Here is a 20795-nt window from a genome sequence, read left to right as displayed (position 1 = left end):
CACCATGGCCGACGCCCGTCATGTCATCTCGTTGCGTGATCTCGACGACTCCGACCTCGCCCGGCTGGTGCGGCGCGCCGGGGAGATCGCCCTGGATCCGGACGCGGCGTCCCGGCACGCGCCGTTGCGGGGACGGGTGGTCGGCGTGTACTTCACGAAGACCTCGACCCGTACGCGTACGTCGTTCACGACCGGGGCGCTGCGCCTCGGCGCCGACGTGATCACGTACGGTCCCGGAGACCTCCAGCTGAACACCGGGGAATCGCTCGGGGACACCGCCCGGGTGCTGGGGGGAATGCTGGACGGACTGGTGATCCGTACGGCCGGGGACCCCGGGGAGATGCGGCTGCTGGCCGAGCACTGCCCGGCGGTCGTCAACGCGATGAGCGCCGACGAACACCCCACCCAGGCCCTGGCGGATCTCGCCACCCTCCGGTCCCGCTTCGGGCGGCTGGACGGTCTGAGGCTGCTGTACGCCGGGGAGGGCAACAACACGGCGGCGGCGCTCGCCCTGGCGCTGCCCCGGTTCCCGGGCACCGAGATCGAGTTCCGCACACCGAGGGGCTACGGTCTGGCGCCGGAGGTGCTGGCCGAGGCGCAGGCCCTGGCGGGCCGTTACGGCAGCCGGGCCGTCGAGCGCCATGACATGGAGTCGCTGCCGACGGCGGTGGACGTCGTCTACACCACGCGCTGGAACACGACCGGGACCAGCAAGGCCGATCCGCTCTGGCGGCGGGACTTCGAGCCGTTCCAGGTGAACGCCGGGGTGATGGCCCGGTGTCCGGGCGCCCTGTTCATGCACGACCTGCCCGCGCACCGTGGGGAGGAGGTCACCGCCGAGGTGCTGGACGGGCCCGCGAGCATCGCGTTCGAGCAGGCCCGGTTCAAACTGCACAGCGCGATGGCGGTCCTGGAGTGGTGCCTGGCCCGGTAGCGGCCCGCGAGCGCGGACGCCGACGACCGGCCCACGCGGCGAACGCGGGCCCGATGGACGGAGGTTTCCGGCCCCGGGCCCGCTCCAATCCGCTCACTGGGACGTGTTGCCGCGCTTCTTCGCGACTTCCGCCACTCCTACGATCACCAGCGCCACGAGGATGACCAGGCCCGGCAGCAGCAGCCCCATCGAGCCGGTCTGCTCACCGAATAAGGCACGGAACAGGTCGCCGTGATCGTCACTCGCGACGTACTGGACCAGAGGGATCAGACCGAGCGGGATCGCGGCCAGCACAGCCACGGTCTGGACCACCTCAAATACCTTGGATTGCCCCGAATCTTTCGCCATCAACGCCCCTCCGTATCCAAGAACAACCTCTTTAGCGTACCAGAGTCACCGTCCGTGACCGAAGAGTGAAAGCGTTCACCACCATTCCGATCCAACCCGCCCGAAATCTTTCTGATCAGCCATTCGCGCACACCGGGAAAACAATTCCTGGATGGTGATCCATCGGATCTCCCATTCGGCGGCGGAGGGAGAGAAAGGCGATCGGGTGCGCACGACCGTGGACCACGCCGGTGCCGCCCCGAGCACGACGCCCGGCACGCCACGGAGACCGTGCGCATGCCGGCGACGGGGGCACGGCGACCCGGCCGGTTCCACAACCGGTGGCCCACCGAGCGCCACCGACACCGCTTTAAGCTTCGCAAAACAACCGTCAAGTTTTCATATAGTCAATTTTTGGCCCGCCCTGGCAATCTCGTTCCGCAGCAGGCAGTAGCGGACGAGCAAAGGCAAAGACCTTATGTCGGACAATGTCTACAAAACAGTGACGGGCAGGAACGGCACCGTGTCGACGACACGGCCGGCGCAGGAACGCCTGGGAGTCGGCAGCAGAGCCATCACCAAGCGAGTCACGCTCGCCATGCCGGAGAGTATGACCATCGACGAATGGCGGAACCTGGGCCGGCAGATCCATGTCATCGCCGACTCCTCCGCCTGGTGGCTGGGCGACTGGCTCATTTTCGGGCAGTCGAATTACCCGAACCGCTACAAGAAGGCAATCGCCGAGACCTCTCTCGACTACCAGACCCTGCGCAACTACGCCTGGGTGGCGCGGCGGTTCACTCCGGAAAGGCGCCGGGCGAAGCTCAGCTTCCAGCACCACGCCGAGGTCACCAGCCTCCCCGAGGCCGAGCAGGAGAGGTGGCTCACCCAGACGGAACTGCACGGCTGGTCCCGCAATGAACTCCGGCGGCGGATCCGGGACAGCCGGGAGTTGGGCGACGGCGGAAAGTCGGTGGTGCGCGTCCAGTTGGACCTGATGGGCCAGCAGAAGCAGCGGTGGCAGCGGGCCGCGGAGAGCGCCGACCAGGACTTGCTGGCCTGGATGGTGGCCGTACTGGACGGCGCGGCGACAGCCGCGGTGGACGCGGGTTAGCAGCACCGGCCCCGGGCCGTGCGGGCGGCGGGCCCCCGCCGCGCCCGCGCCCCCGCACGGACCGCCGCTTCGGGGAATCGGCGCCCGTCCCGCCGGCGGGACGCGCCCGGCGCCACCACGCGGGACCGGCCACTTGAAAAATCACGGCCTGCCCGATAGCCATGATCCATGAATTCCGTTCCCCCCTTCGCAGTCATCTCGGGCACCCAGACAAAAGAAGTCCTCGACGGACACGAGAATCAGGTCACGAAGGTAATAGAGAACGCCTATCTGCTGCACGGCCGGGGCGAGACCGTCAATCCCGACTCATATTTCCTTCGCTTCCCGGACCGCCCTTCCTCCCGGATCATCGCACTCCCCGCTTCGGTGGGCGGGGACGTGGACGTACACGGCGTCAAATGGATTTCCAGCTTTCCGGAGAATGTGGCGTCCGGAATTCCCCGGGCCTCCGCCGTGCTGATTCTCAATGACACGGTGACGGGTTACCCGTTCGCCTGCATGGAGAGCTCCATCATCAGCGCGAGCCGCACCGCCGCGTCGGCCGCGCTCGCCGCGGTCCGGCTGAGCGCCCTGCGCGGCGTGCGCCCGCGCCGGGTCGGATTCTGCGGCACGGGGCTCATCGCCCGCTACGTGCACCGGTATCTCCTGGCCGCGGGCCTGCGATTCGACGAGATCGGGCTGTACGACCTGGAGCCGGAGTACAGCGCCGCCTTCCAGGAGCGGCTGCGGCACACCGGCGACACCCCGACCGTGGTCCACGACAGCGCCGAGGACGTCATCCGCGCCGCCGACCTCGTCGTCTTCGCGACGGTCGCCGGCACCCCGCACATCCACGACCCGGAGCACTTCGCCCATCACCCGTTGGTGCTGCACGTCTCGCTGCGCGATCTCTCGCCCGAGATCATCCTGGACTCGTACAACGTCGTCGACGACGTGGACCACTGCCTGAAGGCGGACACCTCACCTCATCTGGCCGAACAGCGGACGGGGCACCGCGACTTCGTGGCAGGCACCCTCCACGACGCGCTGACCGGCCACCTCGCCCCGCCGGCCGACCGTACCGTCGTCTTCTCCCCGTTCGGCCTGGGCGTCCTCGATCTCGCGCTGGCCCGCCACGTGTACGAAGAGGTCACCGCGGCCGGGGAGTTGCACACGGTACCCGGCTTCTTCCACGAGACCCGCCGCTACGGCTGAGCCGCCCGGCCGTCCGGCCCCGGGCCGTCTCCCCGAGGCCCGGCTCCGACGTCCGGGCAGACGCTGCCGGAAGGGAAGCACCGGTCGCCGCGTAGAACAAGAAGGGGGCTCCGGAGCGCTCCGCAAACCGCTCGACCAGTCGCGATTTGCCCACTCGGCGCCGCCCTCGCAACATCACGCACCGACCGGGCCGCTCCCCGCCAAGCCCTGCCGCCACCTTCTGGAGTTCTCACTCCAACGTCGCCAGCTCCTGCCGACGACCTACGAAATCCACCACGTCGGCCAACCTCCACTCGTGACACTAACAACAATGTTAGTAACGTCGGCATTAGCCAACGCGGCCATTGCGTACACATGAAACACCAGGTGCACTTGGGCGCATGACGCAGCCGCTGCCCACAGAGTCCATCCGCGATGTCCGGACACACCTGGCCGAGGTCGTGGAACGAGCCGACCGTGACGACGTACCCACGGTGATCACGCGCCGAGGCAAGGAGGTTGCTGCCGTGGTGTCCATCGACGTGCTCCGGAAATACCAGAGTGGGAAGAGCGCGAGATCAACCGGATCATCGACGAGCGCATGGCCAGTCCAGCGCACGGCATCCCGATCGAGGACATCATGAGGGAGACGCTGGCACGCAGCGAGTGAGCACCGCGCCGTCTTCCGGCCCGAGGCTCAGGCCGAACTCCGCAAGGCATCGCGAGACATGGCCCTCCGCATTCTGGCCAAGTTGACCGAGCTGGAGAGTGACCCGTTGGGGTTCAACACCACCGCTCTTGTCTCCCAGCCCGACCGCCGCCGCCTACGGGTGGGCGACTATCGCGTGATCTACACGATCGACAACGGCGAGCTGGTGGTGTGGGTCGTACACGTCGGGCATCGCTCCACTCTGTACGACACGTGAGTACGCCTGACGTCCGGGCAGAAGACCCAGCACCGATCCAGCACGGGACGGACGAAGGGGTCGGCCTCTCACGAGTCCGTCCCCTTCCGACCTGCGTGTCTGCCACGTCGAGCAACGTGGTGTCAGTTCATCCGCTCAGACGTTGAAGCGGAACTCCACCACGTCGCCGTCCTGCATCACGTAGTCCTTCCCCTCCATACGGGCCTTGCCCGCCGAGCGGGCCTCCGCCACCGAGCCCGTCTCGACCAGGTCGGCGAAGGAGATGACCTCGGCCTTGATGAAGCCCTTCTGGAAGTCGGTGTGGATCACACCGGCCGCCTCGGGGGCCGTCGCGCCCTTCTTGATCGTCCAGGCGCGGGATTCCTTGGGGCCGGCCGTCAGGTAGGTCTGCAGGCCGAGGGTGCGGAAGCCCACGTGGGCGAGGGTGGCGAGGCCGGGCTCTTCCTGTCCCATGGCCTGCAGGAGCTCCAGGGCCTCGTCGGCCTCCAGCTCCGCCAGGTCTGCCTCCAGCTTGGCGTTGAGGAAGATGGCCTCGGCCGGGGCGACCAGCGCGCGCTGCTGGTCCTTGAAGGCCTCGTCCGTCAGCTCGTCCTCGTCCACGTTGAAGACGTAGAGGAACGGCTTGGTCGTCAGCAGGTGCAGGTCGTGCAGCGGCTCGGACTTCTCACTGCCCTGGACGATGCCCGCGGAGAAGAGGGTGTCCCCCCTCTCCAGGATCTCCTTGGCCTCCTCGACCGCCTTCACCTTCGAAGCGATGTCCTTCTTGATCCGCGATTCCTTCTGGAGCCGCGGCAGCACCTTCTCGATGGTCTGGAGGTCGGCCAGGATCAGCTCGGTATTGATCGTCTCGATGTCGTCCTTGGGCGAGACCTTGCCGTCGACATGGACGACGTTCTCGTCCTGGAAGGCCCGGATGACCTGGCAGATCGCGTCCGACTCACGGATGTTCGCCAGGAACTTGTTGCCCAGGCCCTCGCCCTCCGAGGCGCCGCGCACGATGCCCGCGATGTCGACGAAGTCGACGGTCGCCGGGAGGATCCGCTGGGAGCTGAAGATCTCCGCGAGCTTGTCCAGGCGGGGGTCGGGTACGCCGACCACACCCACGTTGGGCTCGATCGTGGCGAACGGGTAGTTGGCCGCCAGCACGTCGTTCTTGGTCAGGGCGTTGAACAGGGTCGACTTGCCGACATTGGGCAGGCCGACGATTCCGATCGTGAGCGACACGTTGGCGACTTCCTGGAGTGGGTACTGAGCGCGGCCCCGGCGGGCCCGATCCCCCAGTTTACGGGCGGGCCGCCGCGGCCGATGACCGGTTCGCCGCGCGGCGCTGCCCAGCGCCTCCCGCCCCGCGGCGCCTCATCGCGTACGGCCGTGGCGCACGGCGTGCGGCCGTGCCGGACTCCGCCCTGCCCGCCGCGCCCGGACACTTCGGCACGGCGGTCCGGGGCCCGCCCGGGCGTCTCCATGCCTCGAACACCGGGGCAAGGTCGTTCCAAGGGCGTGTCCCATGCCTGATTCGTCCCCCTCCGGCGCCTACGTTGGTCCGGTGGAGCAGCACAGGACGGAGCGGCACCGATGGCGCAGCGCAGGACCCACCAGCCCCAGCGGCACCCCCGCCCGCAGCGCGCCCCCGCGCAGCGGCGCGCCATGACGGCGGGGGGTTCCCTGCCCGACAACGCCCTGCCCGCACGGCCCCTGCTGTCAGGTCCCCCGGCCGGCGGTGCCACGACGGGGCGGCGTGTGGCCGCGGGCCGCACCGGGTCGGGAGGCGCCGTGCCGGGGCCCGGCGGGCCCGGCCCGGCCGCGTGGTCGGAGGGGTCCGTCGACGGCGGCCGGGCCCGTGGCTCCCGGACCGGCGCATCATCCACCCGGGCCGGCGGGCCCACCCGGACCGCCGCCGTGTCCCGGCGGCGGGGGGCTGCCGGGCCGACGCGGCCGCGCGGCCTGCCCAACCCCCGGTTCACCGGACTCGGCGCCGGGCTCTTCGCCACCGCCACCATGCTCTTCTGCGCCTACGCGGACCAGTTGCTCTTCGACGGCGCCCAAGCGGTGTACGGGGCGATGTTCCTGCCGGTCAGCGCCGTGACCGCGCTGTGGGTACGCCCCGCCGACCTCGTGACCGCCCCGATCAGCGTGCCGATCGCCTTCGCGGTCGGGGCGCTCCCGATCGCCGGGGGCGCGGGGGGCTTCGGCGGACACACGATGGCGCTCGTCACCACCCTGGCCGTGCACGCGGGCTGGCTGTACGGCGGCACGCTCGTCGCGGGTCTGATCGCGACCGTACGGAAGGTCCAGGACATGGGCCGTCGTCAGCGAGCCCGGGAGGCCGCGGCCACCAGGGCCGCTGTCGCCGCCTTCCGGGCCTCTCGCCACGGCTGACAGGCCGCGCCTGTCAGCCGTGCCCCGGCCGGGCCGCGGCACACCTCGGCCACACGTCGCCGCGCCTGCCGGCCGCGCGCGCCCGGACCGGCCTCCCCCAGGACCTGCCGGGCCGCCCGTTCCACGTACACGTGCCGGGCGCCCGACCGTCCGGGCGCGCGCGGCACGTCCCCACGGGCGACGATCAGCCCTCGGACGCCGCCATCGCCGCGCCCACGATCCCCGCGTTGTTCTGCAGCTCCGCCGGGACGATCTCGGCCCTGATGCCCTTGATCAGCGGCAGGAACTTGTCGGCCTTGCGGCTCACTCCGCCACCGATGATGAACAGCTCCGGCGAGAAGAGCATCTCCACGTGCTCCAGATACTTCTGGACCCGGTGCGCCCAGTGGTGCCAGCTGAGGTCCTCGTCCTCCTTGACCTTGGTCGACGCGTGCTTCTCCGCCTCGTGACCGTGCAGCTCCAGATGTCCCAGCTCCGTGTTGGGCACGAGCTTGCCGTCGATGAAGAGCGCGCTGCCGATGCCGGTACCGAAGGTCAGCAGGAAGACCACGCCCTTGCGGCCCTGCCCCGCGCCGAACGCCATCTCCGCGACGCCCGCCGCGTCCGCGTCGTTCAGGACACTGACCCGCTGCCCCAGCCGGTCGCCGAGCAGCTCACCCGCGTCCGTGTCGATCCACGACTTGTCGACATTGGCGGCCGTACGGATCACGGACCCGGTGACCACCCCGGGGAAGGTGATGCCCACCGGGCCCGACCAGCCGAAGTGCCGCACCACCTCCACCACGCCGTCGGCGACGCCGTCGGGCGTCGCCGGGTGCGGGGTGAGCACTTTGTGCCGCGGCTCGGCCAGGTCGCCGCGGTCCAGGTCAACGGGCGCGCCTTTGATGCCCGAGCCGCCGATGTCCACTCCGAAGACGTTCATGGAAGCCACGTTACGGCCAGCCGCCGACAGCGACGTCCGGGAGGGCTGCGCCCGCGAGCGCGGGAGGCGGGGGAGGCGGGGGAGGCCGACGACGGCCGGCCCCCGGAGCGATGTGCGGCGCCCGGGGCGACGGCCGGGCTCCGGCCCATGGCGGGGCGCCGGGGACGATGGCGGGGCGCCCGGGCCACGGCGGGACGCCCGGACCATGATCGGCACGCGGACCGACAGCCGAGCCCAGGCGCGTCTGATCAGCGCCCGCTCGTCACGCCTTCTCGGCCAGCGCCGCGGCCTCCGCCCGCAGGTCGCGGCGCAGTTCCTTGGGCAGCGAGAACGTGATCGACTCCTCGGCCGCCTTGACGATCTCGACATCCTCGAAGCCGCGCTCGGCGAGCCACTCCAGCACACCCTCGACCAGCACCTCCGGAACGGACGCGCCCGAGGTGACGCCGACCGTCGAGACCCCGTCCAGCCAGCTCTCGTCGATCTCCTCAGCGCCGTCCACCAGGTGCGAGGCGCCCGCGCCGGCGCCGAGGGCGACCTCGACCAGCCGAACGGAGTTGGAGGAGTTCTTGGAACCGACCACGATCACGAGGTCCGCGTCGGCGCCCATCTGCTTGACCGCGATCTGACGGTTCTGCGTCGCGTAGCAGATGTCGTCGCTCGGCGGCGAGATCAGCTTCGGGAAGCGCTGCTTGAGCGCGTCGACCGTCTCCATCGTCTCGTCCACGGACAGCGTGGTCTGGGACAGCCAGACGACCTTCGACTCGTCCCGCACCTCGACGTTCGCCACGTCCTTCGGGCCGTCGACCAGCGTGATGTGGTCCGGGGCCTCGCCCGACGTGCCGATGACCTCCTCGTGGCCCTCGTGGCCGATGAGCAGGATGTCGTAGTCCTCGTTGGCGAAGCGGACGGCTTCCTTGTGGACCTTCGTCACCAGGGGGCAGGTCGCGTCGATGGTGGCGAGCTTGCGCTCGGCCGCCTCCTGGTGGACGACCGGCGCGACACCGTGCGCCGAGAACATGACGATCGACCCCTCGGGGACCTCCGCCGTCTCGTCGACGAAGATCGCGCCCTTCTTCTCCAGAGTCTTGACGACGTACTTGTTGTGGACGATCTCGTGGCGCACGTAGACCGGGGAGCCGTACTGCTCCAGGGCTTTCTCCACGGCGATCACGGCGCGGTCGACCCCGGCGCAGTAGCCACGGGGAGCGGCGAGCAGGACGCGTTTGCCGGCGCGGCGCGCGGCGTCTCCACGGGGGGTGGCGGCGGGCGACGGGCGGGACGTAGCAGTCATGCGTCCCATCGTAAGGCCGTGTGAGCAAGGCTGATGATCGGCCTTCCGTCGCACACTGGGCGGACGGGGAGACGGTGTGCGGAGACCGGCGGCGCGGAGGAAGTGGCTGGAGGGCCGGGATGAGCGACGGGACCGACGACGGCAGCGGCGGCAGCGGCAGCGGCAACAGCGCGAGCGGCAAGGGCGCGAGCGGGAATGGCGGGAGCGGAAGGAGCGCGGGGGCCGTACGTGGCGGCGCGCTGCGGCGGACGCTCGGCTTCCGGGACCTCGTCGTCTACGGGCTGCTCTTCATCGCCCCCATGGCGCCCGTGGGCGTGTACGGCACGCTCGACGCCCGCTCGCACGGTTCCGTGGCGCTCGTCTACGTGGTGGCGACGGTCGCCATGTCGTTCACGGCGTTCAGCTACGCCCAGATGGTGCGGGTCGCCCCGCAGGCCGGCTCCGTGTTCGCGTACGCGCGCAAGGGGCTCGGCGAAGGGCCCGGATTCGTCGCCGGGTGGATGGCGATGCTCGACTATCTGCTGATCCCCGCCGTGGCCTACCTGTTCGCCGGGATCGCCATGGAGGCACTCGTGCCGTCCGTCGACCGGTGGGTGTGGACGGCGCTGGCCGTCGTCGTCACCACGGCTCTCAACCTGTGGGGGGTGCGGGCGGCGGCGCGGGTCGGATTCGCGGTGCTGGCGATGGAGATCGCGGTGCTGCTGGTGTTCGTGGTCTCGGCACTCGTCGTGCTCGTACGGAACGGTGCCGAGCGCGGCTGGGCGACGCCGTTCACCGGGGACACGGTCTTCTCGGTGACGGCGGTGCTCGGCGCGGTGTCGGTGGCGGTGCTGTCGTATCTGGGGTTCGACGCGATCGCCTCGTTCGCGGAGGAAGTGAAAGGGACGCGAGAGGGGGCGGAAAAGGAAGGGGAGGTGACGGGAAGGGGGACGAGAGCGACACAGGGCACGGCGGCGAAGGGGCAGGCGGACGAACGGGCGGCCGGGTCACGGCAGGTCGCGCGGGCTTTGCTGGCGTGTCTGGCGCTCGCGGGCGTGCTGTTCGTCGTACAGACCTACCTGGTGGCGCTGCTCGAACCGGTGACGTCCGCGCAGCTCGCGGCGGACCCCGCGAAGCAGGGGTCGGCGTTCTACGACGCGGTGGACCGGTCGGTCGGCGGCTGGCTGCACGACCTGGTGGCGGTGAGCAAGGCGATCGGCGCGGCGTTCGCGGCGCTGGCGGGGCAGGCGGCGGCCGGGCGGCTGCTCTTCGCGATGGCCCGCGAACGCCGTCTGCCGCGCGCGCTCGCCCGCACGGACTCGGGCGTACCGCGGGTGGCGCTGCTGCTGGCGGCGGCGGTGACGCTGGTCGCGGCGGTCTGGGCGGCGCGCCGGGCGGACGGCCTGGACGAGCTGGTCTCCGTCGTGAACATCGGTGCTCTGACGGCCTTCGTCCTGCTGCACGCGTCGGTGGTGGGCTGGTTCGCGGTACGCCGCGCGGCCGGTCCCCCGCGCCCGGTCGCGCAGGTGGTGCTGCCGGTGACCGGCGCGGCGATCCTGATCGCCGTCATCGCGGCGGCGGCGAGGACCGCGCAGCTGGTGGGAGCGGCGTGGCTGGTGGTGGGGCTCGTCGTGGTGCTGGCGCAACGGCGCCGGGGCGGTGCCGCCGCCCCACGGCCTCCGGCATCCGGGAAGGACGAGCGCGAGCACTGACGGCGCCTGCCCCGCCCGGGCGGGAGGTCGGCACCCGGGCACTGTTCCGCCGGGCACGGGCCGTGCCGCTCGGCGCGGGTCGGGCACCGTGCCGCCGGGCACGGGGCGGTGTCGTACCCGGCCTATACGCTCCTCGGTATGGCTCTCCACACAACCGCGGAAGCTCCGCTGCCCGTCGGCGAGGTGTCCCGGCTCATCGGCGGGTGGATCGACCGGCTCGGGGCCGTCTGGGTCGAGGGGCAGATCACGCAGCTCTCGCGCCGGCCCGGCGCCGGCGTCGTCTTCCTGACGCTGCGGGACCCGTCGTACGACATCTCCGTGAGCGTGACCTGCTTCCGGCAGGTCTTCGACGCGATCGCCGATGTCGTCTCCGAAGGCGCGCGCGTCGTGGTGCTGGCCAAGCCGGAGTGGTACGCGCCGCGTGGGCAGCTGTCGCTGCGGGCCACGGACATACGGCCGGTCGGGATCGGTGAGCTGCTGGTCCGGCTGGAGCGCCTGAAGAAGTCCCTGGGCGCGGAGGGGCTCTTCGCACGGGACCGCAAGAAGCCCCTGCCCTTCCTGCCGCAGCTGATCGGCCTGGTCTGCGGCCGCGCGTCCGCGGCCGAGCGCGACGTGCTGGAGAACGCGCGGCGGCGCTGGCCCGCCGTGCGCTTCGAGGTGCGCAACACCGCCGTGCAGGGGGTCAACGCGGTCGCCCAGGTGGTCCAGGCGGTGAAGGAGCTGGACGCCCTGCCCGAGGTCGACGTGATCATCGTGGCGCGCGGCGGCGGCAGCGTGGAGGACCTGCTGCCGTTCTCCGACGAGCAGCTCGTCCGGGCGGTGGCCGCCTGTCGCACGCCCGTCGTCTCGGCCATCGGCCATGAGCCGGACTCCCCGCTGCTCGACCTCGTAGCGGACGTCCGCGCCTCGACGCCCACCGACGCGGCGAAGAAGACCGTGCCGGACGTCGGCGAGGAGCTGGAACGCGTACAGGCGCTGCGGGAGCGTGCGCTCCGCTGTGTCCGGGGGCTGCTCGACCGCGAGGAGCGCGGCCTCGCGCACACGCTCGCCCGGCCCGCGCTGGAGCGACCGCACCGGATGGTCGAGGAGCGCCGGGCCGAGGTGGACGCGCTGGCCGACCGCGGCCGCCGGGTGCTGCGCCATCTGCTGGACCGCGCGGACTCGGAGCTGTCGCACACGCTGGCGCGCGTGGTCGCGCTGTCGCCCGCCGCCACGCTGGAGCGGGGGTACGCCGTGCTGCAGCGGCCGGACGGGACGGTCGTACGGTCCCCGCGGGAGGTCACCGCGGCCGAGGAACTGCGCGCCCGGGTGGCCGAGGGCGAGTTCTCGGTGCGGGTGTCGGAGTGAGCCGGTGGGGCCCCCGCGGCGAGCGCGGCGGGTGCCGAGCCCGAGCCCGGGCGCGCCGCCGCGCCCCGGCTCACGGAATTGTCGTTGTCGGACCGCGCCCCGCCGTGCGGCGCGTACCTAGGGTGGACACATGGCCAGGACGGACGAAGTGACGACCGGGAAGACCAGCGAAGAGGCGGGCCGGGGGACGGGCGGAGAAGCGACCGGCGAGGCGGTGGGCGGGACGACGCTCGGCTACGAGCAGGCGCGGGACGAGCTGATCGAGGTCGTCCGCCGGCTGGAGGCGGGCGGCACGTCGCTCGAGGACTCGCTGGCCCTGTGGGAGCGCGGCGAGGAGCTGGCGAAGGTGTGCCGCCGCTGGCTGGAGGGGGCCCGGGCGAGGCTGGACGCGTCGCTGGCCCACGAGGCCGAGGAAGCGGAGGCGGATTCCCGGGCGGCCGGCAGGGGGACGGGCGAGCCCGGCGCGTAGTGCCCCTCCCGGCAACGTTTGCCCCGTCGCGGCACCAGGTACCGGTTCCGCCGCGACGGGAGGACGGGCCCGGCGCGCGGTCAGCGGTACGGGCCGGGCGATGCCCGCGGGCCCGCGAGCGGGCAGGAGACGGCTCCCCGCGCCTGTGAATCGGAACACCCAGCTCCGGATTTAGTTGAAGCTTCACTCAACAATATGTACGGTGAAGTCGAATTCTTGATCCGCGATCACGCGATCCCGCACGTTCCGGAAGGTGCACCGATGTCCCTCGCCCTCGACCCCGCCGCCCAGGACCTCCTCTTCCGGGAGGCCCGGACCGCCAACACCTTCTCCGCCGAGCCGGTGACCGAGGAGCAGGTCCGGGCCGTCTACGACCTGGTCAAGTACGGCCCCACCGCCTTCAACCAGTCGCCCCTGCGGATCGTCCTCGTCCGTTCCGCCGAGGCTCGCGAGCGCCTCGTACCGCTGATGTCCGAGGGCAACCGGCCCAAGACGGCCACCGCCCCGCTCGTCGCGATCCTGGCGGCGGACAACGAGTTCCACGAGGAGCTGCCGCGGCTCCTCCCGCACTACCCGCAGGCCAAGGACCTCTTCACCGAGCGTCCGGTGCGCGAGGGCGCCGCCGCGCTGAACGCCGCGCTCCAGGCCGGCTACTTCATCGTCGGCGTGCGCGCGGCGGGCCTGGCCGCCGGGCCCATGACCGGCTTCGACCCCGCCGGAGTCCAGAAGGAGTTCCTGGACGACGACCACACCCCGCTGATGATCGTCAACATCGGCAGGCCCGGCGAGAACGCCTGGTTCCCGCGCTCCCCGCGACTCGGCTACGAGGACGTCGTCACCACCGTCTGACGCCGTCCGCGGCGGCCCGCCCGTACACGCGGGCGGGGCCGGTACGACGCGACGATGCCGCCCGCCCTGCCGCGGAGGGCGGCCTCGTCGTCGTACTCGGCCCGGCCTCAGCGGCGGCCCCGGCCCCCTTGTCAGGACCGTCAGGCGTCACCCTGCGGCTTCCGGGACTCCTGCGGCTCCTGGGCCGGCGCGGCGTCCTTCCCGGCCTCGAGCGCCGCCGCCATCTCACCCAGCCGCTCGAAGGACGCGGTACCGGTCACGACCGTGGTCGCGCCGCCCTCCGTACGGACCAGGGCGTCGTACTTGGGCCCCTCCCAGCGCTGCCACTCCTCGTCCGCCACCTGCTGCGTCCGGCCCGAGTCCGCGGCCTTCCGGCTGACTTCCGGCACGTACTTCCGCGGGGGCGCCGTGGACTGCTCGACGGCGACGTACTCACCGTCCGGGTCGAGGTAGCCGAGGTGCCAGGCGTCGTCGCTCTCGGTCTTGTACGAGACCGACGTGGCCTTCCAGCCCTCCGGCAGGCCCGCCGGGGCCAGCACCGGGTACGGCGCGGCGCGCCGGGCCGTCAGCAACTCGACGCGGTAGTCGACCGGCTGGACCGGAGCCGCTTCGTCGTCGTGCGGAATGAACACATAGATGACCGCGACGACCGCTCCGATGACCGCCATCGACAGGATCATGTCCCGAACCGTCTGCTTGCCTCGCATACCTGCCACCCCACCATGGTCGCATCACGCTCCGGCGCTCATCCGTGGGCCCCACTGCTCAACTTGTCGATGTACGGATAGAGTCATATCACCCTCTTATCCGGCCGTCGCCGTACAGAAAGGTGCGCTCCGATGACCGAGCATCATCTGCCTCCCCCGCTCGAGGTGTCTCCCGAGGCGCCCGACCGCAACCTCGCCCTGGAACTCGTCCGGGTCACGGAGGCGGCGGCCATGGCAGCCGGCCGGTGGGTCGGGCGCGGCGACAAGATCGGCGCGGACGGCGCCGCGGTGAACGCCATGCGCACCCTCGTCTCCACCGTCTCGATGAACGGCGTGGTCGTCATCGGCGAGGGCGAGAAGGACGAGGCGCCGATGCTGTTCAACGGTGAGCACATCGGCGACGGCACCGGCGCCGAGGTCGACATCGCCGTGGACCCCATCGACGGCACGACCCTGAACGCGAAGGGCATGCCGAACGCGATCGCCGTCCTGGCCGCCGCCGACCGGGGCACGATGTTCGACCCGTCCGCGGTCTTCTACATGGACAAGCTGGTCACCGGGCCCGAGGCCGCCGACTACGTCGACATCAACGCGCCCGTGTCGGTGAACATCCGCCGGGTCGCCAAGGCCAAGAGATCCGCCCCGGACGACGTCACGGTCGTCGTCCTCGACCGGCCCCGGCACGAGGACCTGGTCAAGGAGATCCGGGAGACCGGCGCCCGGATCAAGTTCATCTCCGACGGCGACGTGGCCGGTTCGATCATGGCCGCGCGCGAGGGCACCGGCGTGGACCTGCTGATGGGCATCGGCGGCACGCCGGAGGGAATCATCTCGGCGTGCGCCATAAAGTGCCTCGGCGGCGTGATCCAGGGCAAGCTCTGGCCCAAGGACGACGCGGAACGGCAGCGGGCGATCGACGCGGGGCACGATCTGGACCGCGTACTGTCCACCGACGACCTGGTCAGCGGCGACAACGTGTTCTTCGTCGCCACCGGCATCACGGACGGCGAGCTGCTGCGCGGGGTCCGCTACCGCTCGGAAACGGCGACCACGCAGTCCCTGGTGATGCGCTCCAAGTCGGGCACGATCCGGCAGATCGACTCGACGCACCGGCTGTCGAAGCTGCGGGCCTACAGCACGATCGACTTCGACCGCGCGAAATGACGCTCCGCGTGCGGTGCCCGCCGGGCGGCGGGGCCTGGTGGGTGGTGCCCGGTGGGTGGTGCCGGGGCGGGGGCACGTGCTACGCCCGGGATGCCCATGTTCGCCTCCGGGCGCCCGATACGTCCCGGCCGGGCACGCCCGCCGGCGAGTGAGCCGAAGGGGCGCGCCGCTGTCGAAAGGGAGAGCGCGCGGAGGTTTGCGAGGTACGAGCAAACCGAGCACGGTCGACCGTCGACAGGGGCATAAAGCGCCCCGGAGGCGAACCGAGCCCTCGAAAAAGAGGCCGCGCGCGGCAGTCACCGAACGCCCCGGCCCCCATCGGGGGTTCCGGCACCCACGCCCCGGAGGCGAACCGAGCCCTCAAAAAGAAGGCCGCGCGCGGCGGTCAGCGAGACGCCCCGGACCACGTCGGGGTTTCCCCGGCCCGTAAACCTCCACTCCGCCCCCGGAGGCGAACCGAGCCCCAAAAAAGAGGGAGCGTCAGCCGGCCGCGGCGACCCTGCCGCCCGCCGACGCCGCCGCCTTCCTCAGCTCCAGTTCTCGCCGCCTCCGCCGGGCCAGCACCACTCTGCGCTCGGCGGCCGTGAGTCCGCCCCACACCCCGTACGGCTCGGGCTGGAGCAGCGCGTGTTCCCGGCATTCGACCATGACCGGACAGCGGGCGCAGACCCGCTTCGCGGCCTCCTCCCGCGCCAGTCTGGCGGCCGTCGGCTCTTTGGACGGGGCGAAGAACAGTCCGGCTTCGTCCCGGCGGCACACCGCCTCCGAATGCCAGGGGCCGGCCTGATCCTCCCGAGTGGGACTCCGCTGTGGCGGGACGGCGGCGACCTGCAAGGGCTGATGCGGCAGTTGCAGCACGGTCTACTCCTGACGACGGCTTCGCGAGCGAGAGACGATGCAGCCTTCCCTACCCGCTGTACGCACTCCTATGCACTGAGTGCTACCCAGTTCGGAGTTCGGAATACCGTGCGGAATTCCGGACAACATGAGCCCGCAGAACGTTTTTGGCCGGAAAACGCCGCATCCTTCCGGCGCGATCCCAGCCACCTCGCGACGAAGCAAGAGGCCACCTCGTGCCGGCGCGGCGGACGGCGGGCTCAGTAGCCGAAGTGCTTGCGGAGGTGGCGGCGCAGGTCGGTGATCAGTTTGCCGCGCTTGGGCTTGGCCTCGACATTGCCGAACACGGAAAAGCCGTTCACGACGACGACCGGCGCGTCAGGCTCCGAACTCTCCAGCGTGACGACCTCGAAATTGCCGAAGATGCCCGTACCGCTGCCGCGCAGGGAGATGTTCTCGGGCACGTAGACCTCGACATTGCCGAAAATGGACGTCGCGTTGATCACCGTCGTCCGCTGGCTGAAGAGCGCCTCGGTCAGGTCGATCTCGACATTGCCGAAGAGCGAGAACGCCTGCGTCTTGCGGCCCACGCGCCAGCGGCCTCTGCGGGTCGTGCTGCTGAAGACCGCCACCAGGTTCTCGGCGGGAGCCCCGGACTCCTCGGGGCCGTAGCCGTACGACACCGCCGCCGAGGGTCCGGCGGCGGTGCGGCCGTCGGCGCCGACGGCGGGCAAGTCCCGCACCAGGGGCTCCAGTTCACCGACGGTCTTCGCCCGGTAGACCGAGTCGATCCGCTCGGCATGCTCCTCGGCGTCCAGCCGGCCCTCCGCCAGGGCTTCCCGGAGGATGTCCGCGACCCGGTCCCGGTCCGCGTCGGAGGCCCTGATGGCGGCGGGAGGCGGCACCGGGTCGGCGGCGGGCCGCACCGGCGCGTCCGGCTTCTGAGGCTGCTTTTCGAGGTCCACGGCCACAGGGTAGCGAAACGCGATAGATCGCGACTAGGGGCAGGGTGCCGTACGGCGCGCCGGACGGCGGAACCGAGCCGCACGGCCGGACACCCGGAGTCGACCCCGGTCCCCGGAGCCGAACGACGGAGCCGCCCCCCGGCCTCCGCCCCCCGGCCCCCGGCCTCCGAACTGAGCCCTACCTCACAGCAACGCTGTCGGTACCGCGTCCTACGCTGGACAGGCGCCGCCGAAGCGGGCCGCGCCGCGTCCGTCGAGTGAGGAATGGCCGACATGCCAGAGTTTGCGTACTCCGACCTGCTTCCGCTGGGAGAGGACACCACGCCCTACCGGCTGGTGACCGCCGAAGGCGTCTCGACCTTCGAGGCCGACGGGCGTACGTTCCTCAAAGTCGAGCCGGAGGCGCTCAGGACGCTCGCCGCCGAGGCCATGCACGACATCTCGCACTACCTCCGTCCCGCCCACCTCGCGCAGCTCCGGCGGATCGTGGACGACCCGGAGGCGTCCTCGAACGACAAGTTCGTGGCGCTCGACCTCCTGAAGAACGCGAACATCGCGGCGGCCGGCGTGCTGCCCATGTGTCAGGACACCGGCACGGCGATCGTCATGGGCAAGCGCGGGCAGAACGTGCTGACCGGGGGGAGCGACGAGGAGGCCTTGTCGCACGGCATCTACGACGCGTACACGAAGCTGAACCTGCGCTATTCGCAAATGGCTCCGCTCACCATGTGGGAGGAGAAGAACACCGGCTCGAACCTGCCCGCGCAGATCGAGCTGTACGCGACCGACGGCGGCGCCTACAAGTTCCTCTTCATGGCGAAGGGCGGCGGTTCCGCCAACAAGTCGTTCCTCTACCAGGAGACCAAGGCGGTCCTCAACGAGACCTCCATGATGAAGTTCCTGGAGGAGAAGATCCGTTCGCTGGGTACGGCGGCATGCCCCCCGTACCACCTGGCGATCGTCGTGGGCGGCACGTCCGCGGAATTCGCGCTCAAGACCGCCAAGTACGCCTCGGCGCACTACCTGGACGAACTGCCCACCGAGGGCTCGCCCACCGGGCACGGCTTCCGGGACAAGGAGCTGGAGGAGCAGGTCTTCGAGCTGACGCAGAAGATCGGCATCGGCGCCCAGTTCGGCGGCAAGTACTTCTGCCACGACGTGCGGGTGGTACGCCTGCCGCGGCACGGCGCGTCGCTGCCCGTCGCGATCGCCGTGTCCTGCTCGGCGGACCGCCAGGCCGTCGCGAAGATCACCGCCGAGGGCGTCTTCCTGGAGCAGTTGGAGAAGGACCCGGCGCGGTTCCTCCCGGACACCACGGACGAGCACCTGGACGAGAGCGGGGACGTCGTACGGGTCGACCTGAACCGCCCGATGGACGAGGTCCTCGCCGAGCTGACGAAGTACCCCGTGAAGACGCGGCTCTCGCTCACCGGCCCGCTGGTCGTCGCCCGCGACATCGCCCACGCCAAGATCAAGGAACGGCTCGACGCGGGCGAGGGCATGCCGCAGTACCTGAAGGACCACCCGGTCTACTACGCGGGCCCGGCCAAGACGCCGGAGGGGTACGCCTCGGGGTCGTTCGGCCCGACGACGGCCGGCCGGATGGACAGCTACGTGGAGCAGTTCCAGGCGGCCGGCGGTTCGAAGGTCATGCTCGCCAAGGGCAACCGTTCGAAACAGGTCACCGACGCCTGTGGGACGCACGGCGGCTTCTACCTCGGCTCGATCGGCGGCCCCGCCGCCCGGCTCGCGCAGGACTGCATCAAGAAGGTCGAGGTCCTGGAGTACGAGGAGCTGGGCATGGAGGCCGTCTGGAAGATCGAGGTGGAGGACTTCCCCGCGTTCATCGTCGTGGACGACAAGGGCAACGACTTCTTCACCGAGCCCGCACCGGCCCCGACGTTCACCAGCATCCCGGTCCGGGGCCCCGGCCTGGCCTGACCCGGCCTCGCTCCCGTCCTCGCTCCGGTGGTCACCCTCGGGTGGCCACCGGGGAAGCGGGAACACTGGGGACGGCACACACGCTGTCCCCAGGGATCCCCAAGGAGGCACGACCATGACGACGGACGAGAGCCGGCCCCGGGCGAACCCGCCCGCGAACCCCCCGGCGGACACGAACGCGAACGCGAACACACCGGCGGGCACGAGCCCGGACACCCGCACGGACGCCGGCGAGTACCGCGTCGAGCACGACTCCATGGGCGAGGTACGGGTCCCCGCGCACGCCAAGTGGCGGGCGCAGACCCAGCGCGCCGTGGAGAACTTCCCGATCTCGGGCGCCCGCCTGGAGCGCGCCCACATCGAGGCGCTCGCCCGGATCAAGTCCGCCGCGGCCAAGGTCAACGCCGAGCTCGGGGTGGTCGACGCCCAGGTCGCGGACGCCGTCCGGCAGGCGGCGGCCGAGGTGGCGGAGGGCCGCTGGGACGACCACTTCCCGGTGGACGTCTTCCAGACGGGCTCCGGTACCTCTTCGAACATGAATACCAATGAGGTGCTCGCCACGCTCGCCTCCGAGCGCCTCGGCCGGCCGGTGCACCCCAACGACGAGGTGAACGCCTCGCAGAGCTCCAACGACGTCTTCCCGTCCTCCATCCACATCGCCGCGACCGCCGCCGTCACCCGCGACCTGATCCCCGCGCTGGAGCATCTGGCCGCGGCCCTGGAGCGCAAGGCGGAGGAGTTCCGAGACGTCGTCAAGTCGGGCCGTACGCACCTGATGGACGCCACGCCCGTCACGCTGGGCCAGGAGTTCGGCGGCTACGCCGCCCAGGTCCGGTACGCGGTGGAGCGGCTGACCGCCTCGCTCCCCCGCCTCGCCGAGCTGCCCCTGGGGGGCACGGCGGTGGGCACCGGCATCAACACCCCGCCCGGCTTCTCGGCCGCCGTCATCGCCGAGGTCGCCCGGTCGACCGGGCTGCCGCTGACGGAGGCGCGCAACCACTTCGAGGCACAGGGCGCCAGGGACGGGCTGGTGGAGACCTCGGGACAGCTGCGTACGCTCGGCGTCTCCCTGACCAAGATCGCCAACGATCTGCGCTGGATGGCGTCCGGCCCGCGGACGGGCCTCGCGGAGATCAGCCTGCCCGACCTCCAGCCGGGCTCCTCGATCATGCCCGGCAAGGTCAACCCGGTGATCCCGGAAGCGGTCCTCATGGTCGCGGCCCAGGTCACCGGCAATGACGCGACGGTCGCCGCGGCCGGTGCGGCCGGGAACTTCGAGCTGAACGTGATGCTCCCGGTCATCGCCAAGAACCTGCTGGAGTCCGTACGGCTGCTGGCCAACGCCTCCCGCCTGCTGGCGGACCGTACGGTCGACGGCATCGTCGCCCACGCCGAGCGGGCCAGGCAGTACGCGGAGTCGTCGCCGTCCGTCGTCACCCCGCTGAACAGGTACCTCGGCTACGAGGAGGCCGCGAAGGTCGCCAAGAAGTCCCTGGCCGAGGAGCGCACCATCCGGGAGACGGTGCTGGCCGAGGGCTATGTGGAGCGCGGCGTCCTCACGCTGGAGCAACTGGACGAGGCACTGGACGTGCTGCGCATGACCCGGCCCTGACCACCGACCGGCCCTCGGCCCGGGCCGACACCCGGGCCGACACCCGGGACGCCGCCCGGGCCGCCACTCCGGCTACGACCCGGGCCGGCGCCCCGGGCCACCACCCGGACCACCGACCGGCCCGTTCGTCGGCGGAAGCCCTAA

General features: G+C 71.0%; 18 protein-coding genes and 3 pseudogenes. 13 read left to right on the top strand and 8 right to left on the bottom strand.

From position 1 onward, the window contains the following. Positions 1 to 4: 4 nt before the first annotated feature. Positions 5 to 934 carry an ornithine carbamoyltransferase gene (locus ACU6P3_RS22425; RefSeq protein WP_447193835.1) on the top strand — a complete coding sequence of 310 codons (930 nt, stop codon included), beginning with the start codon at positions 5 to 7 and terminating at the stop codon, positions 932 to 934. Between the two features lie 93 nt (positions 935 to 1027). On the opposite strand, the gene ACU6P3_RS22420 is transcribed toward ACU6P3_RS22425, so the two are convergent. After that, positions 1028 to 1282: a hypothetical protein gene (locus ACU6P3_RS22420; protein WP_447193834.1), complete on the bottom strand. Its 255-nt coding sequence runs from the start codon at positions 1280 to 1282 to the stop codon at positions 1028 to 1030. Between the two features lie 502 nt (positions 1283 to 1784). On the opposite strand from ACU6P3_RS22420, the gene ACU6P3_RS22415 reads away from it, so the two are divergent. Both ACU6P3_RS22415 and sbnB read left to right on the top strand, forming a co-directional pair. Beyond that, positions 1785 to 2375 (top strand): LmbU family transcriptional regulator, encoded by a 591-nt coding sequence (locus tag ACU6P3_RS22415; protein ID WP_447193833.1) that lies wholly within the window; start codon positions 1785 to 1787, stop codon positions 2373 to 2375. Between the two features lie 168 nt (positions 2376 to 2543). Continuing rightward, positions 2544 to 3569 (top strand): 2,3-diaminopropionate biosynthesis protein SbnB, encoded by a 1026-nt coding sequence (sbnB, locus tag ACU6P3_RS22410; RefSeq protein ID WP_447193832.1) that lies wholly within the window; start codon positions 2544 to 2546, stop codon positions 3567 to 3569. A gap of 73 nt (positions 3570 to 3642) precedes the next feature. Here the strand turns inward: sbnB and ACU6P3_RS22405 are convergent. After that, positions 3643 to 3786 (bottom strand): annotated as a pseudogene (locus ACU6P3_RS22405) (ATP-binding protein); the annotation flags it as partial. A 163-nt stretch (positions 3787 to 3949) separates the two neighbouring features. Between ACU6P3_RS22405 and ACU6P3_RS22400 the strand changes: the two are divergent. Both ACU6P3_RS22400 and ACU6P3_RS22395 read left to right on the top strand, forming a co-directional pair. Further along, positions 3950 to 4218: pseudogene (locus ACU6P3_RS22400) on the top strand (type II toxin-antitoxin system Phd/YefM family antitoxin). After that, positions 4214 to 4474: pseudogene (locus ACU6P3_RS22395) on the top strand (type II toxin-antitoxin system RelE family toxin); the annotation flags it as partial. The pseudogenes ACU6P3_RS22400 and ACU6P3_RS22395, both read left to right, overlap by 5 nt. A gap of 135 nt (positions 4475 to 4609) precedes the next feature. Here the strand turns inward: ACU6P3_RS22395 and ychF are convergent. Beyond that, complete coding sequence (ychF, locus tag ACU6P3_RS22390) at positions 4610 to 5698, bottom strand: redox-regulated ATPase YchF (protein WP_447193831.1); 1089 nt, start codon at positions 5696 to 5698, stop codon at positions 4610 to 4612. A gap of 351 nt (positions 5699 to 6049) precedes the next feature. Here ychF and ACU6P3_RS22385 point away from each other — a divergent pair, with 351 nt between their 5' ends. Beyond that, positions 6050 to 6853 carry a DUF6542 domain-containing protein gene (locus tag ACU6P3_RS22385; protein ID WP_447193830.1) on the top strand — a complete coding sequence of 268 codons (804 nt, stop codon included), beginning with the start codon at positions 6050 to 6052 and terminating at the stop codon, positions 6851 to 6853. Between the two features lie 184 nt (positions 6854 to 7037). Here ACU6P3_RS22385 and ppgK read toward each other — a convergent pair whose 3' ends face one another. Beyond that, positions 7038 to 7775, bottom strand: a complete 738-nt coding sequence (gene ppgK, locus ACU6P3_RS22380) for a polyphosphate--glucose phosphotransferase (RefSeq protein ID WP_447193829.1) — start codon at positions 7773 to 7775, stop codon at positions 7038 to 7040. A 262-nt stretch (positions 7776 to 8037) separates the two neighbouring features. Further along, positions 8038 to 9078: a 4-hydroxy-3-methylbut-2-enyl diphosphate reductase gene (locus tag ACU6P3_RS22375; protein ID WP_447193828.1), complete on the bottom strand. Its 1041-nt coding sequence runs from the start codon at positions 9076 to 9078 to the stop codon at positions 8038 to 8040. Positions 9079 to 9188: 110 nt separating this feature from the next. On the opposite strand from ACU6P3_RS22375, the gene ACU6P3_RS22370 reads away from it, so the two are divergent. The 4 genes from ACU6P3_RS22370 to ACU6P3_RS22355 all read left to right on the top strand — a co-directional run bounded on the left by ACU6P3_RS22370 (position 9189) and on the right by ACU6P3_RS22355 (position 13425). Then, the gene (locus ACU6P3_RS22370) at positions 9189 to 10760 is read left to right on the top strand and encodes an APC family permease (protein ID WP_447193827.1); all 1572 of its coding nucleotides are present in this window, start codon (positions 9189 to 9191) and stop codon (positions 10758 to 10760) included. A 138-nt stretch (positions 10761 to 10898) separates the two neighbouring features. Continuing rightward, a complete protein-coding gene (xseA, locus tag ACU6P3_RS22365; RefSeq protein ID WP_344270100.1) occupies positions 10899 to 12107 on the top strand; it encodes an exodeoxyribonuclease VII large subunit in 1209 nt (402 codons plus the stop codon). Positions 12108 to 12237: 130 nt separating this feature from the next. Further along, positions 12238 to 12576, top strand: coding sequence for an exodeoxyribonuclease VII small subunit (locus ACU6P3_RS22360; RefSeq protein WP_447193826.1), 339 nt, complete (start codon positions 12238 to 12240; stop codon positions 12574 to 12576). 261 nt (positions 12577 to 12837) lie between these two features. Then, entirely contained in the window at positions 12838 to 13425 is a 588-nt protein-coding gene (locus tag ACU6P3_RS22355) for a malonic semialdehyde reductase (protein ID WP_447193825.1), read from the top strand. Between the two features lie 140 nt (positions 13426 to 13565). On the opposite strand, the gene ACU6P3_RS22350 is transcribed toward ACU6P3_RS22355, so the two are convergent. Continuing rightward, entirely contained in the window at positions 13566 to 14141 is a 576-nt protein-coding gene (locus ACU6P3_RS22350; RefSeq protein ID WP_447193824.1) for a DUF4245 domain-containing protein, read from the bottom strand. A 123-nt stretch (positions 14142 to 14264) separates the two neighbouring features. Between ACU6P3_RS22350 and glpX the strand changes: the two genes are divergently transcribed. After that, positions 14265 to 15296, top strand: coding sequence for a class II fructose-bisphosphatase (gene glpX / locus ACU6P3_RS22345; RefSeq protein ID WP_447193823.1), 1032 nt, complete (start codon positions 14265 to 14267; stop codon positions 15294 to 15296). Between the two features lie 480 nt (positions 15297 to 15776). On the opposite strand, the gene ACU6P3_RS22340 is transcribed toward glpX, so the two are convergent. Next, complete coding sequence (locus tag ACU6P3_RS22340) at positions 15777 to 16154, bottom strand: WhiB family transcriptional regulator (RefSeq protein WP_344270088.1); 378 nt, start codon at positions 16152 to 16154, stop codon at positions 15777 to 15779. A gap of 239 nt (positions 16155 to 16393) precedes the next feature. Next, positions 16394 to 17098, bottom strand: coding sequence for a DUF1707 SHOCT-like domain-containing protein (locus tag ACU6P3_RS22335; protein ID WP_344270085.1), 705 nt, complete (start codon positions 17096 to 17098; stop codon positions 16394 to 16396). 273 nt (positions 17099 to 17371) lie between these two features. Between ACU6P3_RS22335 and ACU6P3_RS22330 the strand changes: the two genes are divergently transcribed. Together ACU6P3_RS22330 and ACU6P3_RS22325 are read left to right on the top strand one after the other, a co-directional pair. Then, a complete protein-coding gene (locus tag ACU6P3_RS22330) occupies positions 17372 to 19039 on the top strand; it encodes a fumarate hydratase (RefSeq protein ID WP_352084067.1) in 1668 nt (555 codons plus the stop codon). A gap of 115 nt (positions 19040 to 19154) precedes the next feature. After that, on the top strand, positions 19155 to 20651 hold the full coding sequence (locus ACU6P3_RS22325) for a class II fumarate hydratase (protein WP_447193822.1): 1497 nt from the start codon (positions 19155 to 19157) through the stop codon (positions 20649 to 20651). Positions 20652 to 20795: the final 144 nt, after the last annotated feature.

This window comes from Streptomyces hebeiensis (assembly GCF_052983195.1).
The sequence above is the reverse complement of the archived record's forward strand: the minus strand, read 5'-3'. Positions and strand labels throughout refer to the sequence as shown.